Below are 14818 nucleotides of genomic sequence, written 5' to 3'. Positions count from 1 at the left end.
GTGCTGCGCGGTCGGTACGTTCGTACGTGGCCACCGGCCGGTACTGGACCTGCTGGCCGTTGCCGCCGCCCCCGCCCCCGCCGCGGGCCTTCTTGATCCCCTTGGTGATCTGGTCCATGTACGACACGGACGGCGCCTTGTCGTCGACGTCGATGCCGAAGCGGACGAGCACCATCGTCATGTCGTCCGCGGGCGACGTGAAGGCGAGCGACTGGACGTACCCGTCGGGGCCCTTGCGGGTCTCGGCCTTCCAGCGGACCAGATAGCCCTTCTTCCCGGCGACGGTCACCGGCCGGGACGCGAGCTCCTTGTGCGACGCGAGCTTGCCGCCGTAGATCGCGCCGCCGTAGGACTCCTCGGCGTTCTTCTTGATGTCCGCCTTGGCCGCCGCCTCCGGATCGTCCGCCGTGATCTTCATGGCGCGTGCGGGTGCCGAGAACGCGCCGCCGCGGACACAGGTCTTCGACGACTGCCCGGGGCACGGGTACTTGCCGGTCGTCACGCTCGCGCCGACGCCGCTCGACTTGCCCTCCCAGCCGTCGGGCACGGGCATGCTGATGCCGCTCGCCGTGTCGGTCGCGTACCCCTCCTCGGGCTCCGGGCCGTCGGACGGGCCGGGCGACTCGGACTCCTCCGGAGACTTGTCCCCGCCGTCCGGGCCCGGCTTCGCGGGCGCGGAGGACGCCGGGGGCCTGGCGTCGTCGCTGCCGCCGTCGTCGTCATCGGCGGTCAGCGCGTACACGCCGCCGCCGATGCCCGCGACGACCACGAGTGCCACGCCGACGGCGATCGCGGTGCGTATGCGGCGCCGCGGCCCGGGCGCCTGCGGCGGCTGCGCGGGGAACTGGGCGGGCACCGTGGGGAACCCGCCACCTCCCGGCGCGCGCACGTGGTCGGTCCACGTGTTCCCGTCCCACCACCGCTCGGACGGCGGGGCGCCAGGTGCCTGCCCGGGGTCGGGGTACCAGCCGGGGGGAGTCGCGTGCGTCATGGGCGTCAGGGTATGGGCACCGCCTGAAAGCCCGATGAGAGGGGTCCGCCGGATCAGGCCAAGTCGTGGTGGGGGGTGGGGGGTCGGGTGGAGTGTGGGGGCGTTCGGGTCGTTCGGGGCGTTGGAGTGGCCGGGGTGTTGGGGGCATTTGGGGGTGTTGGAGCGGCGGAGGTGTTCGGGGTGTTCGGGGTGTTCGGGGCGTGGGGTGGTCGGAGCGGCTGCGACCGGGCGACCGGGCGACCGGGTGACCGGGTGACCGGGTGACCAGGTGACCAGGTGACCAGGTGTCTGGTGTGACCGGGTGTCTGGGGTGTCTGAGATAGCCGGGGTGCCCAGGCTGGTCGGGGTGTCGGGGTGTCGGGGTGCCGGGGTGTCGGGGTGTGCGGGGCGGTCGGAGTGACGAGAGTTTCTGGGTGACTGGGTGACTGGGTGACTGGGTGACTGGGTGACTGGGTGACTGGGTGACTGGGGGGTGGGGGGTCTGGGGCGTCCGGGATGGCCAGGGCGTCTGGGTAGCCAGGGTGTCCGGGCTGGCCGGGGTGTGCGGGCGGTTGGAGTGTTCGGGTTGTCCGGGTTATCTGGCGTCATCGGCGTCATCGGCGTCATCGGGAACACAGGGATCACTGGGGTCACCGGGATCACTGGGGTCGCGAGGGGTACCCGGCGTCCCGGGGACACCGGGGACACCGGGGACACCGGGGACACCGGGGTGTGGCCGGGGTGTTCGGGAGACGGTCGGAGATGCCCGGGGTCCGGGCGTCGGGGCGTTCGGTGGGGTGTTCGGCTTCGGTGGGTCCCGGCCGTGCCCCGGCGCGTCAGCCGCTCAGTGTCCGTCCACCACGAGCCGCGTGGGAGCCGTCGCGCTCTCGGGCGCTAGTCCCGGCAGCCGGAGGCCCGCGCGCCCCGGGGTGATCGACCCGAGCACGCTCGCGTGCCGGGCGCCGGTGCTCGCCGGCACGGTGCCGGGGAGGCCGTGCGCCGTCAGGAAGCCCAGGACGGCGAACGCGTACGCCTCCTTCGCCGCCGACGGCAGGCCCAGCTCGTCGGAGCCGCGCACCGGCACCGCAGGCCCGAGATCGGCCCGCAGCATGGCCATGAGCGTCGGATTCCGGATGCCGCCGCCGGAGGCGATCACCTCGCTCGCCTTCACCGCGCGCACCGCGTCCGCGACCGTCGCCGCGGTGAGCCGCGTGAGCGTCGCGACGACGTCGTCGGCGGCCAGGTCCTCGTACCCCGTCAAGGCCCGGCGCAGATACGGCAGATGGAACAGCTCCTTGCCGGTCGTCTTCGGCGCGGGCAGCGCGTAGTACGGCTCGGCGAGGAGCCGGGCGAGCAGGCCCTCGTGCACGGTGCCGCGCGCGGCGATCACGCCGTCCCTGTCGTACGTGAGCCCGGACGCGCGCCCCTGGGGCGTCAGCTCCCGCACCGCCGCGTCGATCAGCGCGTTGGCCGGGCCGGTGTCGAAGGCCGTGCCGTCCGGAGCGGTGATGTTGGCGATGCCGCCCAGGTTCAGGGCCACCGGCGAGCCCGGCCTGCCGCGCAGCCACAGCCGGTCGACCAGGCTCACCAGGGGCGCGCCCTGGCCGCCGGCCGCGACGTCACGCGGCCGGAAGTCGGACACGACGGGCAGGCCGGTGGCCTCGGCGATCCACGCGGGCTGCCCGATCTGCAGCGTGCCGTGCACCCGGCCGTCCTCCACCCAGTGGAAGACGGTCTGCCCGTGCGAGGCGACCAACTCGGCGCCGCCGTCGCACAGATCGCGGTTCGCCTCCACGGCCGCCCCGGCGAAGGCCCGCCCGATCAGTGTGTCGAGCCTGCACACGTCGGCCATGGTGGTGCTCGCCGGGGGCAGGGCGGCGGCCAGCGCGGTGCGCACCGCGTCGTCGTACCCCCGGCTGATGAGTCCGAGCGGGGTCAGGACGAGCCGGTCGCCGTCGAGGGCGAGGTCGACGGCGCCGGCGTCGATGGCGTCGTAGGAGGTGCCGGACATGAGGCCGATAACGCGCACGGGGGTCTCCTTCTGGCTGGCGGTGTACCCGGCACCGAGTCTCCGGGGCCGACGGGCCCGACCCCCACTATCACGCCACCCCGCCGATCGCCGGAGGGGCTTTTCCCACCCACTCGCCCTTTACTGCCTGCCGGACGCGCGGGTAGCCCGCCCCGGCGCTCACAGGCGAGCGCCGCTGATATCAGCCCGTCCGGCGTGTGAGGACGAGGCGCGGAGCGCCGAAGGGGGAAAGGGGCGAAGCCCCCATCCGTGCGGAGAACCGCTCAAGGCGCCCACGCCAGGACGCGGTCGCGCCACACCCCCGCCCCGCCCCACGCCCCGCGAAGGACCCGCGCCTTCAGCAGCCACAGCGACAAGTCGTACTCCGCCGCGTACCCCAGAGCCCCGTGCAACTGCAGCGCGGCCCGCGCCGAGCGATACGCGGCGTCCCCCGCGGCCACCTTGGCCGCGGCCACATCCCCCCAGGAGCCGTCCGCCAAGGACACCGCCGCGCCGAACACCAGCGGCCGCGCGAACTCGAGCCCCACCAGCACGTCCGCAAGACGGTGCTTGACGGCCTGGAAGGAGCCGACCGGCACGCCGAACTGCGTCCGCTGCTTCACGTACGCCACGGTCCGGTCGAGCAGCGCGCACCCGACGCCCAGGCACTGCGCCGCCGTGGCGAGCGCCGCCCACCGCAGGGCGTGCCGCGCCGCGGCGTCCGCGACGGGCCCGGACGCGAGCACCTCGCCGCCGGGCAGCGGCCGGGCGAGCCGTCGCGCGGGATCCAGCGACGCCCGCACGCGCGCGTGCCCGGGGGCGAGCCGCACGATGCCGTCCTCGGCGACGAGCACGTACGACGCCGCGTCCGCGTCGAGGGCGTACGGCCCCGCGTCGGCAAGGACGAGCGAGGCCCGCGCCTCGCCCGACACGAGCGGTGGAAGGAGCCGCTTGGCCGGGTCCGCCTCGCCGAGCTCGGCGAGGCAGGAGAGGAGCGCCGCGGCCGCCACCGTCTCGACCAGCGGCCCGGGCACCGCGTGCCGCCCCAACTCCACGAAGGACACGGCCAGATCGACCGGGAGCGGGCCCACGCCCCCGTACTCCGCACCGGCCGCGAGCGCGAACACCCCCGCCGCGGCGAGCCGCCGCCACACCGCCGCCCCGGGAGCGTGCTCCCCGGCGGCCCAGGCGCGCGCCGCCGCCGGCGTGTCCGCTGCCGTCAGCATGCCGTCCAGGGAGCGGGCGAACGCGCGCTGCTCGTCGTCCAGGAGGAACCTCATCAGCGGCGCCCCTTCGGCAGTCCGAGCAGCCGCTCGGCGATGATGTCGCGCTGGATCTCGTTCGTCCCGGCGTAGATCGGTCCGGCGAGGGAGAAGACATAGCCGTCCGTCCAGCCGGTGTCCTCCGTGCCGTCGCTCGCCAACTCCCCGTCGGCGCCGAGCAGATCGAGCGCCGTCTCGTGCACCGCGATGTCGTACTCCGACCAGAACACCTTGTTGAGGCTGGACTCCGCGCCCGCACTCCCGCCCGTCCTCCCGTCCTCCGTTGTGCCCTCCGCGAGCCGGGAGACACCGGCCCAGGTGAAGAGCTGGTACGCACGGGCACCGATCACCGCGTCGGCCACGCGGTCGCGCAGGGCCGTGTCCGCCCCCTCCGGGGGGCCGCCGTGCGCGCGCCACAGGCGCACCAGGCGGTCGGCCGTGGCGAGGAAGCGGCCGGGGGAGCGCAGCGTCAGACCGCGTTCGTCGCCCGTCGTCGCCATGGCGATCCGCCAGCCCTGGCCCGGCTCCCCGAGCACGTCCTCGTCCGGCACGAAGACGTCGTCCAGGAACAGCTCGGCGAACGCGGGCTTGCCGTCCAGGCGGCCGATGGGCCGTACGGTGACGCCCTCCGCGTCGAGCGGGAACATCAGATACGTCAGGCCCCGGTGCGGCCGGTCCGCCGCCGGGTCGCTGCGGAACAGGCCGAACGCGCGGTCGGCGAACGCGGCCCGCGACGACCAGGTCTTCTGGCCGCTCAGCCGCCAACCGCCCGGCACCCGCCGCGCCCTTGACCGCAGCGACGCGAGGTCGGACCCGGCGTCGGGCTCCGACCAGGCCTGCGCCCAGATCACCTCGCCGCGCGCCATGGGGGGCAGGACCCGGGCGCGCTGCTCCGGCGTCCCGTGGGCGAGGAGCGTCGGCGCGAGGAGGCTGATGCCGTTCTGCGAGACCCGTCCCGGCGCGCCCGCCGCGTAGTACTCCTCCTCGAAGAGCAGCCACTTGACGAGGTCGGCGCCGCGGCCCCCGTACTCCACCGGCCAGTTGACCACCGACCAGCGGTCCGTGGCGAGCTCGCGCTCCCAGGCCCGATGGGCGGCGAAGCCCTCCTCGGTCTCCAGGGACGGCAGCGGCTCGCGCGGCACGTGCGCGGCGAGCCAGGCGTGCGCCTCCCGCCTGAACTCCCCTTCCTCCGCCGTGAAGTCGAGATCCATGCGCCTTCACTCCTCGGCCTTCGTTCCCCGGTCTTCGCTTCTTGGCCTTCGCTTCTTGGCCTTCGCCTCTCGGGGGCCTTCGCTTCTCGGTCTTCACTCTTGCGGGTCTTCCCTAACAAGTGTTTGGTAGATTACCGTGGCAAGGGCCGGTCGTCGAGGGGGAGTTCGAGAGGGGGCCGCATGAGCATGCCGGAGTACGTGCGCGGGCACCGCCTGCTGGCGGGCCGCACGGCCGTCGTCACCGCGGCCGCCGGTGCGGGCATCGGCGGCGCCACCGCCCGCCGCCTTCTGGAAGAGGGTGCCCGCGTCGTCATCGGCGACGCGCACCCGCGCCGCACCAAGGAGGCGGTGGCTTCGCTCGCCGCGGAGTTCGGGGCGGACCGGGTCGACGGGACGGTGTGCGACGTCACCGACGAAGAGCAGGTGCGGGGCCTGTTCGCCCTGGCCGAGCGGCGCCACGACCGCCTCGACATCGTGGTGAACAACGCGGGGCTCGGGGGCACGGCCGAGCTCACGGACATGACCGACGAGCAGTGGGACCGCGTCATCGACACCACCCTGACCGGCACGTTCCGGTGTACCCGCGCCGCCCTGCGCGGCCTGCGCGCCACCGGGGCGGGCGGCGTGATCGTGAACAACGCCTCGGTGCTCGGCTGGCGCGCCCAAGCGGGCCAGGCCCACTACGCCGCGGCGAAGGCTGGCGTCATGGCCCTCACCCGCTGCGCCGCCCTGGAGGCCGCCCCGCACGGCATCCGGGTCAACGCGGTCGCGCCGAGCCTCGCCCTCCACCCCCACCTGGCCAAGGTCACCTCCGCCGAGCTGCTCGAAGAGCTCACGGCGCGGGAGGCGTTCGGACGGCACGCGGAGCCCTGGGAGATAGCCAACGTCATCGTCTTCCTCGCCAGCGACTACTCCTCGTACATGACGGGCGAGACGGTCTCCGTCAGCAGCCGACACCCGTAGACGGAGAATGAGCGTGTGCCGACCCAGAAGCAGACCCAGAAGCAGACCCAGAAGCAGACCCAGAAACAGCCCGCGATGCAGTCCCGGAAACCGCTCAAGAAGCCCCCGGTGACCGCCTCGCCCGAGCGCCGCGCCGAGCTGCTCAAGATCGCCGCGGACGTCTTCGCCGAGCAGGGCTACAACGCCACGACGGTCCGCAAGATCGCGGACGCCGCGGGCATGCTCGCGGGCAGCCTCTACTACCACTTCGACTCCAAGGAGTCGATGCTCGAAGAGATCCTGCGGACGTTCCTGACGGAGCTGTGGGACGGGTACGACGCCGTGCTCTCGGCGCCGCTCGGCCCCCGCGAGACCCTTCAGGCCCTTGTCACCGAGTCCTTCCGGGAGATCGACCGGCACCGCTCGGCCGTCGCGATCTACCAGAAGGAGTCCAAGCACCTGGTCGCCCAGACCCGCTTCGAGTACCTGGTGGAGTCCCAGCAGCGCTTCGAGAAGGCCTGGCTCTCCACGCTGGAGCGGGGCGTCGCCGACGGCGTCTTCCGCGCCGACCTGGACATCCGCCTCGCCTACCGCTTCGTGCGCGACACCGTCTGGGTCGCCGCGTCCTGGTACCGGCCGGGCGGCGGCCACAGCCCCGAAGAGATCGCCCGGCAGTACCTGTCGATGGTCCTGGACGGCATCTCCGTACGTACGTAAGGCCGGTACGCACAGCCGCGCCGCCGTCAGGCGCCGCCCGTCACGTGAGGAGCACACAGCCATGGCCGAGGCCTACATCGTCGAGGCGGTCCGCACTCCGGTCGGGAAGCGGGGCGGCGGCCTCGCCGCCGTCCACCCCGCCGACCTCGGCGCCCACGTCCTGACGGCGCTCGTCGAGCGCAGCGGCGTCGACCCGGCCGCCGTCGACGACGTCGTCTTCGGCTGCCTCGACACGGTCGGCCCGCAGGCCGGGGACATCGCCCGCACCAGCTGGCTCGCCGCCGGACTGCCCGAGGACGTGCCCGGCGTGACGGTCGACCGGCAGTGCGGCTCCTCCCAGCAGGCCGTGCACTTCGCCGCCCAGGCGGTCCTCTCCGGCACCCAGGACCTCGTGGTCGCGGGCGGCACCCAGAACATGTCGATGATCCCCATCGCCTTCGCGTCCCGCCAGGCCGCCGTGCCGCTCGGCCTCACCGACGGGCCCTTCGCGGGCAGCACCGGCTGGCGCGCCCGGTACGGGGAGCGGCCCGTCAACCAGTTCCACGGTGCCGAGCTCATCGCGGCCCGGTGGGGCATCTCCCGCCGGGACATGGAGGAGTTCGCGCTCCGCTCCCACCAGCGGGCGCTGCGCGCCGTCGACGAAGGCCGCTTCGACCGCGAAATCGTCGCCTACGGAGACGTCACCACGGACGAAGGGCCGCGCCGCGACACGACGTTGGAGAAGATGGCGGGCCTCAAGCCCGTCATGGACGGCGGCACCGTCACCGCCGCCTGCTCGTCCCAGGTCTCGGACGGCGCCGCCGCCCTCCTCGTCGCCGGTGAACGGGCCGTGCGGGACCACGGGTTGACGCCCCGCGCCCGCGTCCACCACCTCTCCGTGCGCGGCGAGGACCCCATCCGGATGCTCACCGCCCCCATACCGGCCACGGCCCACGCCCTGAAGAAGACCGGCCTGACCCTGGCCGACATCGACCTCGTCGAGATCAACGAGGCGTTCGCGCCGGTCGTCCTCGCCTGGATCGAGGAGACGGGCGCCGACCCGGACAAGGTCAACGTCAACGGCGGGGCGATCGCCCTCGGTCATCCCCTCGGCGCGACCGGAGTCAAGCTGATGACGACGCTCCTGCACGAACTGGAGCGCACCGGCGGCCGGTTCGGCCTCCAGACGATGTGCGAAGGCGGCGGCCAGGCCAACGTCACGGTGATCGAACGCCTCTGAGCTCCCACCAGGACAACGCGGCGGCACGCGCGGGCGGCCTGGCATATGACAACCTGTCACCCCTTGCGGGAGTGCCTTGCCGGACCGCGCAACGCCACGGCGCCGACCCGGCTAGTCTCAAGTTCTGTACGTCGATTGAGCGACCCCGGGAGGTAGCGCGATGACGCAGGGACGGCCCGGAGGTGGCGCCTGGGCCCCACTGTGGGAGCGCGACGAAGAGATCGCCGCGGCCGAGCGTGCCGTGGCCGCTCTGTGCTCGGACATGACGACCGAAGGCGGACTGCTCGTCTTCAGCGGCGAGGCCGGCATCGGCAAGACCGCGCTCCTGTCCGAAGTGCGCCGCATCGCCGACGGCCGGGCCACGGTGTGGTCCGCGCGCGGCGGCGAGACGGTGACGTCCGTCCCCTTCAATGTCGTACGACAGCTCCTCCAGCCCGCACTCGTCGCCCTCAGCCCCGACGAGGTCCGCGAGTACCTCGGCGACTGGCACGAGATCGCGGGCCCCGCGCTCGGGATCACGGAACCCGGCAGCGGCCGGCCCGACCCGCAGGCCGTGTGCGACGGCCTCGTCTCCGTGGTCGCCCGGCTCTCGCGCGTGCACTGGCCGCTCGTCCTGCTCGTCGACGACGCGCACTGGGCCGACCAGGAGACGCTGCACTGGCTCGCCGCGTTCGCCGAGCGGCTCGACGACCTGCCCGTGCTCGTCGTGGTCGCCCACCGCCCCGGCGAGGCCACCGGCGACGCCGCCCGCCACCTCCAGCGGATCGGCGCGTCGGCCCGCCCCGCCACCCTGCTGCACGCCCTCACACCCGACGCCACCGCGGGCCTGACCCGCGCCACCCTCGGCGAGCACGCGGACGCCCCGTTCTGCCGCGAGGTCTGGGCGGTCACCGGCGGCAACCCGTACGAGTCCGTCGAGCTCCTCGCCAAGGTCCAGGACAGCGAGCTCGAACCCGTCGAGGGCTCCGCCGCCGAACTGCGCGCCCTCAACCGCTCCGCGCGCGGCCGCGGCCTCGTCGCCCGCCTGGAGGAGCTCGGCACCGACGCGACGCGGTTCGCCTGGGCCGCGGCGATCCTCGGCTCGGCGATCTCCGTCGACCTCGCCGCCTCGCTCGCCGGGATGCCCCGCGACGAGGCCGAGCGGTGCGCGGACCGCCTCACCACCGCCCGCATCCTGACCGGCGGCGACGACGGCCTCGAATTCGTGCACCCACTGATCGCCACCGCCGTCTACCACTCCATCCCGCAGGCCACCCGCACCGCCATGCACGGCCGCGCCGCCTGGGCCGTCACCCGCTCCGGGCGCGGACCCGCCGCGGCATCCCGGCACCTGCTCGAAGGCCACCCCGACGACGATCCCGAGCTCGTCGGACAGCTGCGCGAAGCGGCCGCCGAACACCTCGCGGTCGGCGCGCCCGACGCGGCCCGGCGCTGCCTGGAGCGGGCCCTGCGCGAGCCGCCCCGGCCCGACGTGCACGCCCTCGTCCTGTACGAACTGGGCTGCGCGACGCTGCTCACCTCACCCGTCACCACCATCAGGCACCTGCGCGAGGCCCTGTCGATGGGCGGCCTCAGCCCGGCCCTGCGCGTCGACGCCGTCTGCCGGCTGTCGCAGGCCCTCGTCCACAACGACCAGCTCGGCGAGGGACTGCACGCCATCGCCGAGGAGGCCCGGCGCCTGGAGCCGGGCCCCGCACGCCTGCGCCTGCAGGCCGTGCACTTCATGTGGGAGGGCATCCACGCGGGCGAGGAGGACTCACCCGGCCGCTCCCGGCGCCTGGCCGCGCTCGCGGGACCCCTGACCGGACGCGACAACGCCGAGCGCGCGATGCTCATCCTGCGCGCCTTCGACGCGATGACCCGCGGTGAGAACGCCGAAGAGGTCGTCGAGCTCTGCGACCGCGCCCTGGTCAACGGCCGCCTCGCGCCCGGGCTCGGCTGGACCGACGCCGAGTGGAGCTTCGAACTGCGCCTGATGCTCGGCGGCTCCTACGCCTTCGCGGACCGGCTCGACCGCGCCGAGAGCCTGTTCACGGAGGCCGTGCGGGCGTACGAGACGGCGGGCTGGACCGGCGGCCACCTCGCGCTCGCCCACGCCTTCCTCGGCTATGTGTACCGCAGGCGCGGACGCCTCCGGGAAGCCGAGAAGTCGCTGCGCGAAAGCCTGCGGCTCGCCGACCGCGTCGGCCCGGGCGGACTCCCGATGCACTGGGAGGCGGCCAGCATACTCATCGACACGCTGCTCGCCCGCGGCCACGCCGAACAGGCCAAGGCCGTCGCCGACCGCTACGGCTTCGCGCCGCCCTCCGCCTCCACGATCTACGTCCCCGACGCCATGTCCGTACGCGGACGGCTGCTCCTCGCGCTCGGCCACACCGAGGAGGGCCTCAACGAACTCGAAGCCACCGCCAAGGCGCTGACGGCACGCGGCCAGTACAACACGGTGCTCGCGCCGTGGGCGTACGACCTCGCGCGGGCCCTGGCCGACGAGGACCCGCGGCGCGCCGCCGACCTCGTCGCCGACGCCCGCGTGCAGGCCGAGCGGTTCGGCACGGACACCGCGATCGGCGAGGCCGTGCGCTGCGAGGCCGCGCTGGCCTCGGGCCAGCGCGCCGTCTCGCTGTACGGCAAGGCCGTGACGTATCTGGAGGCCTCGCCGTGTGCGTACGAGCACGCTGTCGCGCGCGTCGAGTACGGAATTGCCTCCGGCAGGGTGGAGGAGTTGGAGCGGGGGTTGGCTTTGGCCCGCACCTGCGGGGCGGATGGGCTGGCCGCCCGGGCTGAGCTGTTCCTGGCGGACGGGTAGGGGCTGCGCCCCGGGGTCCCCTTTTTTCGGCGCTTCGCGCCCCGTTCTCAAACGCCGGACGGGCTGGAACTGGCTTGCTCGCCGCGTAGATGGGTGAGGGTTTCTGCTGCCTCCTTCATGATTCTGGTGATCAGCTCCTCGCAGGACGGGAGGTCGTCGATGACCGCCGCCACCTGGCCCGACGCCATGACGCCTCGGTCCGGCTCGCCGTCGACCATCGCTGACTTGAGGAGCATGGGGGTGTTCGCGGCCAGGAGGGTCTGGGGCCACGTGAGGTGCTTGGCGGTGCGCAGGGCTCGGCCGTCGCGGAACAGCTGGGGCCAGGTGAGGCCGGACGTCCGGCGGAACGCCTGCGCGTGACGGAGGGCCATGAGCAGGGATCTCAGGGGGCCCGAGCGCTCCAGGGACGACACCAGGGGCGTGCGGAGCATGCGGTGGGGGAGGCCGTCCACGCGGGTGGTGAGCGTGATGTCCTTGGCCGTCGCCGCCAGGTAGCGGGCCTTCACCGCGTCGGGGACCGGGGAGTCCGACGTGAGGAGGAAACGGGTGCCCATGGCCACGCCCGCCGCGCCGTAGGCCAGGGCCGCGACCAGGCCGCGGCCGTCGTGGAAGCCGCCCGCCGCGATCACCGGGATGTCCACGGCGTCCACGACCTGGGGGAGGAGCACCGTCGTGGCGACATCGCCGGTGTGGCCGCCGCCCTCGCCGCCCTGGACGACGACGGCGTCCGCGCCCCATGCCGCGACCTTCTCCGCGTGCCGCCGGGCGCCGACGGACGGGATGACCAGGACACCGGCGTCCTTGAGGGCCGCCATCAGGGACGGGGAAGGGGCGAGCGCGAAGGACGCCACGCGGACCCCCTCCGCCACGATGATCCGCACGCGGTCGTGCGCGTCGGCCGCGTCCGCGCGCAGGTTCACGCCGAAGGGGGCGTCGGTGCGGGACTTCACCTCCCGGATCGCCGTACGGAGCCGGTCGGGGGTCATTGTGGCGGACGCCAGGATGCCGAGCGCACCCGCCTCGGCCGTCGCCGACACCAGGCGTGGGCCCGCGACCCAGCCCATGCCGGTCTGCACGATCGGGTGGCGCACCCCGACCAGGCGGGTCAGCGCCGTCTCCAACGGCGCCTTCGGGGACGGCTTTCGGGGTGGCGTCGTCATGGGCGGACCTCGCGGTCGCGCAGGCCCGTGGGGTCCACCACCTCGCGGATCAGGCGGAGTTCGTCGGCGGTGGGCTCGCGCGTGGGGGAGAGGCCGGGGGCGACGGCTGGCTCGAAGGACGTCGCCGCGCGGACGTCGGCCAGGGTCACTCCGGGGTGGAGCGAGACCAGGCGCAGCGCGTGGTCGGGGCCCGCGAAGTCGAAGACGCCCAGGTCCGACACGACACGGCGCAGGTCGTGGAAGCGGGTCGCCGACGGGCCCGCCGCGGCCGCGCTGTCGTACCCGACGCCGCTGATCATGTCGACCCTCGCCACGAAGACGCGCTTGGAGTGCCTCGGGATCCAGTAACTGACGGGGTTGTTCAGGGTGTTCACCGGGGCGCCGCGCACGCCGAGGAGCTGGCGGGACGGGCGGTGCCAGTCGCCGACACACGAGATGTTCTGGTTGCCGAAGCGGTCGATCTGGCTCGCGCCCATCATCACGTGCCGCCGGCCGCCCATCGTCATCGTCAGATGCCGCCGGTAGGGCAGCCAGCCCTCGGTCACCGCCGAACGCGCCCCGACGGCCGGCACGTCCCCCATCAGGAGCGCCTCGCCGTCCGTGAGCAGCAGATCGGGCGCGAACGTCAGCTTCGCCAGGCGGGCGGCCACGGACGGGACCGTGCCCATCGGCGCGGCCAGGATCTCGCCGTCGCCCCGCCATGCCTCGGCGCAGGCGACGACGCAGTACTCGGCACGCGTGACCGCCTTCGAGGTCGTCGTCATCGGCGCTCCTTGTGCCAGGCCTTGACGGCCGACTGGTAGTCCTCCTCGCCTCCGGACAGGAAGCGGTCCTGGAACGCCGCCCAGGCGCCGGGGTCGGCGGCCGCGGTGGCGTACTCCTTCTGGAAGGGCTCGTCGCGGCCGTAGTCCGGCGCGCACGACGTGAAGTGCGCGCCGTTCGGCGTCTCGGTCACGCCCGCGACCGCGTACCGCGACACCAGCATCGTCTGGGGCGGTGCGTGCCGGGTCAGCTCCGCGGACGGCACGAGCCGCTCGCACGACACGTACGCCGCGTCGGCGGCCTCGCAGAACAGGTCGTCGAAGTACGGATCGGGGCCCAGATACTGGCCGTTGCCCAGGCGGTCCGCGCGGTTCAGGTGCACCAGGGCCGCGTCCAGGCGCAGGGCCGGGACCGCCACCAGCTCCTCCGCGTCCGCGTACGGCGAAGTGACCGTGCGCAGGTGGGGGTTGACGCGCATGACGTCCGAGCCGAGGCCCGCGCGGACCGGCAGGAACGGCAGGCGCTGGGCGGCCGCGGTCAGGCCCTGGAGGAACATCGCCTCGTCCAGCTCGACCAGGTCGATGCCGCCCCGCTCGCGCGCCGCCCTGAAGTGCGGCTCCAGGGGGATCGAGTCGAGCGTCGCGAACGCCGTGACCAGCGCCCGGATCCGCCCCGCCGCGGCGAGCAGGCCGACGTCCGGGCCGCCGTACGCCACCACCGTCAGGTCGGTCACGGGCGAGCGGAGCAGCGCGCGCACCAGGGCCATCGGCTTGCGGCGCGAGCCCCAGCCGCCGATGCCGAGCGTCATCCCGCTCTCCAGGCGCCCCACGACCTCCTCGGGCGTCATGGTCTTGTCGCTCACGTGGGCCCTCCTCCGCGCTCCGTGTCGCCCTCGCTGCCCCTGTCGGTCCTGTTGTCGGTCTTGTCGGCCCTGGCGGTCCTGTCGCCCCTGTCGTCCTTGCCGAAGCCGGCGCGGACGCGTCCCGCGAGGCCGCTCAGGTTCGCCTCGAAGGTGAAGCCCTGCTCGAAGCGGTAGCTGCGGCGCACGTCGACCGGGTCGATGCCGTTGATCGCGGCCTTCGCGAGGCGCAGCAGGGCCCCGTCCTTGCGGGCTATCTCCCGCGCCAGGTCCAGGGCCGCCGCGCGCAGTTCGGCGCGCGGGACGACCCGCCACACCGAGCCGTGCGCGTGCAGCTCGGCGGCGGTGGCCGTGCGCGCGGTGTAGTACAGCGCGCGCATCAGGTGCTGGGGGACCAGGCGGGCCAGGTGCGTGGCGGCGCCGAGCGCGCCGCGGTCCAGCTCCGGGAGGCCGAACGTCGCGTCGTCGCTCGCCACCACCGCGTCCGCGTTCCCCACGAGGCCGATGCCGCCGCCCAGGCAGAAGCCCTGCACCGCGGCGACGACCGGGACCTCGCACTCGTACACCGCCGCGAAGGCCTCGAAGCAGCCGTGGTTGGCGCCGATCAGGGCCGCGTGGCCAACGTCGCGCTGCATCTCCTTGATGTCCACGCCCGCGTTGAAACCGCGGCCCTCGGCGGCGAGGACCACGCACCGCACACCCGGGTCGCGGCCGACCGCGCGCACCACGTCCGCCAGGTCGAACCACCCTTGCACCGGAAGGGCGTTGACCGGCGCGTAGTCCACGGTGACCACGGCCACGCCCCGGTCCGGGGGTGAAGTGGAGACAGGCATCAGATCATCCGCTACCTTTCAACGAGCGCCTTCAACCAAACATTTGTTAGTTGCCAAGGAAGGTAGCAG

General features: G+C 73.8%; 12 protein-coding genes. 4 read left to right on the top strand and 8 right to left on the bottom strand.

Annotation, left to right across the window (positions count from 1 at the left end; genetic code table 11):
- From ACFWZ5_RS33015 to ACFWZ5_RS33000, 4 genes are all read right to left on the bottom strand, one after another.
- On the bottom strand, positions 1-991 hold a 991-nt coding region (locus ACFWZ5_RS33015), incomplete at its 3' end, for a DUF2510 domain-containing protein (RefSeq protein WP_384891647.1).
- 823 nt (positions 992-1814) lie between these two features.
- Positions 1815-2999, bottom strand: a complete 1185-nt coding sequence (locus ACFWZ5_RS33010; protein ID WP_384793441.1) for an anhydro-N-acetylmuramic acid kinase — start codon at positions 2997-2999, stop codon at positions 1815-1817.
- A gap of 263 nt (positions 3000-3262) precedes the next feature.
- Entirely contained in the window at positions 3263-4258 is a 996-nt protein-coding gene (locus tag ACFWZ5_RS33005) for an acyl-CoA dehydrogenase family protein (protein ID WP_384793438.1), read from the bottom strand.
- Positions 4258-5451, bottom strand: coding sequence for an acyl-CoA dehydrogenase family protein (locus tag ACFWZ5_RS33000; protein WP_384793435.1), 1194 nt, complete (start codon positions 5449-5451; stop codon positions 4258-4260). The genes ACFWZ5_RS33005 and ACFWZ5_RS33000 overlap by 1 nt, the downstream gene beginning before the upstream one ends.
- A gap of 180 nt (positions 5452-5631) precedes the next feature.
- On the opposite strand from ACFWZ5_RS33000, the gene ACFWZ5_RS32995 reads away from it, so the two are divergent.
- From ACFWZ5_RS32995 to ACFWZ5_RS32980, 4 genes are all read left to right on the top strand, one after another.
- Positions 5632-6414 (top strand): SDR family oxidoreductase, encoded by a 783-nt coding sequence (locus ACFWZ5_RS32995; RefSeq protein ID WP_384793432.1) that lies wholly within the window; start codon positions 5632-5634, stop codon positions 6412-6414.
- A gap of 75 nt (positions 6415-6489) precedes the next feature.
- Entirely contained in the window at positions 6490-7110 is a 621-nt protein-coding gene (locus ACFWZ5_RS32990; protein WP_384793453.1) for a TetR/AcrR family transcriptional regulator, read from the top strand.
- 61 nt (positions 7111-7171) lie between these two features.
- Positions 7172-8329 carry an acetyl-CoA C-acetyltransferase gene (locus tag ACFWZ5_RS32985; protein ID WP_384793429.1) on the top strand — a complete coding sequence of 386 codons (1158 nt, stop codon included), beginning with the start codon at positions 7172-7174 and terminating at the stop codon, positions 8327-8329.
- 160 nt (positions 8330-8489) lie between these two features.
- Positions 8490-11135: an ATP-binding protein gene (locus ACFWZ5_RS32980; RefSeq protein WP_384793426.1), complete on the top strand. Its 2646-nt coding sequence runs from the start codon at positions 8490-8492 to the stop codon at positions 11133-11135.
- Positions 11136-11182: 47 nt separating this feature from the next.
- On the opposite strand, the gene ACFWZ5_RS32975 is transcribed toward ACFWZ5_RS32980, so the two are convergent.
- Genes ACFWZ5_RS32975 through ACFWZ5_RS32960 form a run of 4 tightly spaced genes read right to left on the bottom strand, consistent with a single transcriptional unit; the run spans position 11183 to position 14749 of the window.
- The gene (locus ACFWZ5_RS32975) at positions 11183-12256 is read right to left on the bottom strand and encodes an NAD(P)H-dependent flavin oxidoreductase (RefSeq protein WP_384793450.1); all 1074 of its coding nucleotides are present in this window, start codon (positions 12254-12256) and stop codon (positions 11183-11185) included.
- Positions 12257-12291: 35 nt separating this feature from the next.
- Entirely contained in the window at positions 12292-13059 is a 768-nt protein-coding gene (locus ACFWZ5_RS32970; protein ID WP_384793423.1) for a CoA-transferase subunit beta, read from the bottom strand.
- Positions 13056-13904, bottom strand: coding sequence for a CoA transferase subunit A (locus tag ACFWZ5_RS32965; RefSeq protein ID WP_384793447.1), 849 nt, complete (start codon positions 13902-13904; stop codon positions 13056-13058). The genes ACFWZ5_RS32970 and ACFWZ5_RS32965 overlap by 4 nt, the downstream gene beginning before the upstream one ends.
- A gap of 11 nt (positions 13905-13915) precedes the next feature.
- On the bottom strand, positions 13916-14749 hold the full coding sequence (locus ACFWZ5_RS32960; protein ID WP_384793420.1) for an enoyl-CoA hydratase family protein: 834 nt from the start codon (positions 14747-14749) through the stop codon (positions 13916-13918).
- Positions 14750-14818: the final 69 nt, after the last annotated feature.

Source organism: Streptomyces sp. NPDC059003 (assembly GCF_042740445.1).
Taxonomy (GTDB): domain Bacteria; phylum Actinomycetota; class Actinomycetes; order Streptomycetales; family Streptomycetaceae; genus Streptomyces.
Note: the sequence above shows the minus strand (reverse complement) of the source record. Positions and strands in the feature narration are given on the sequence as shown.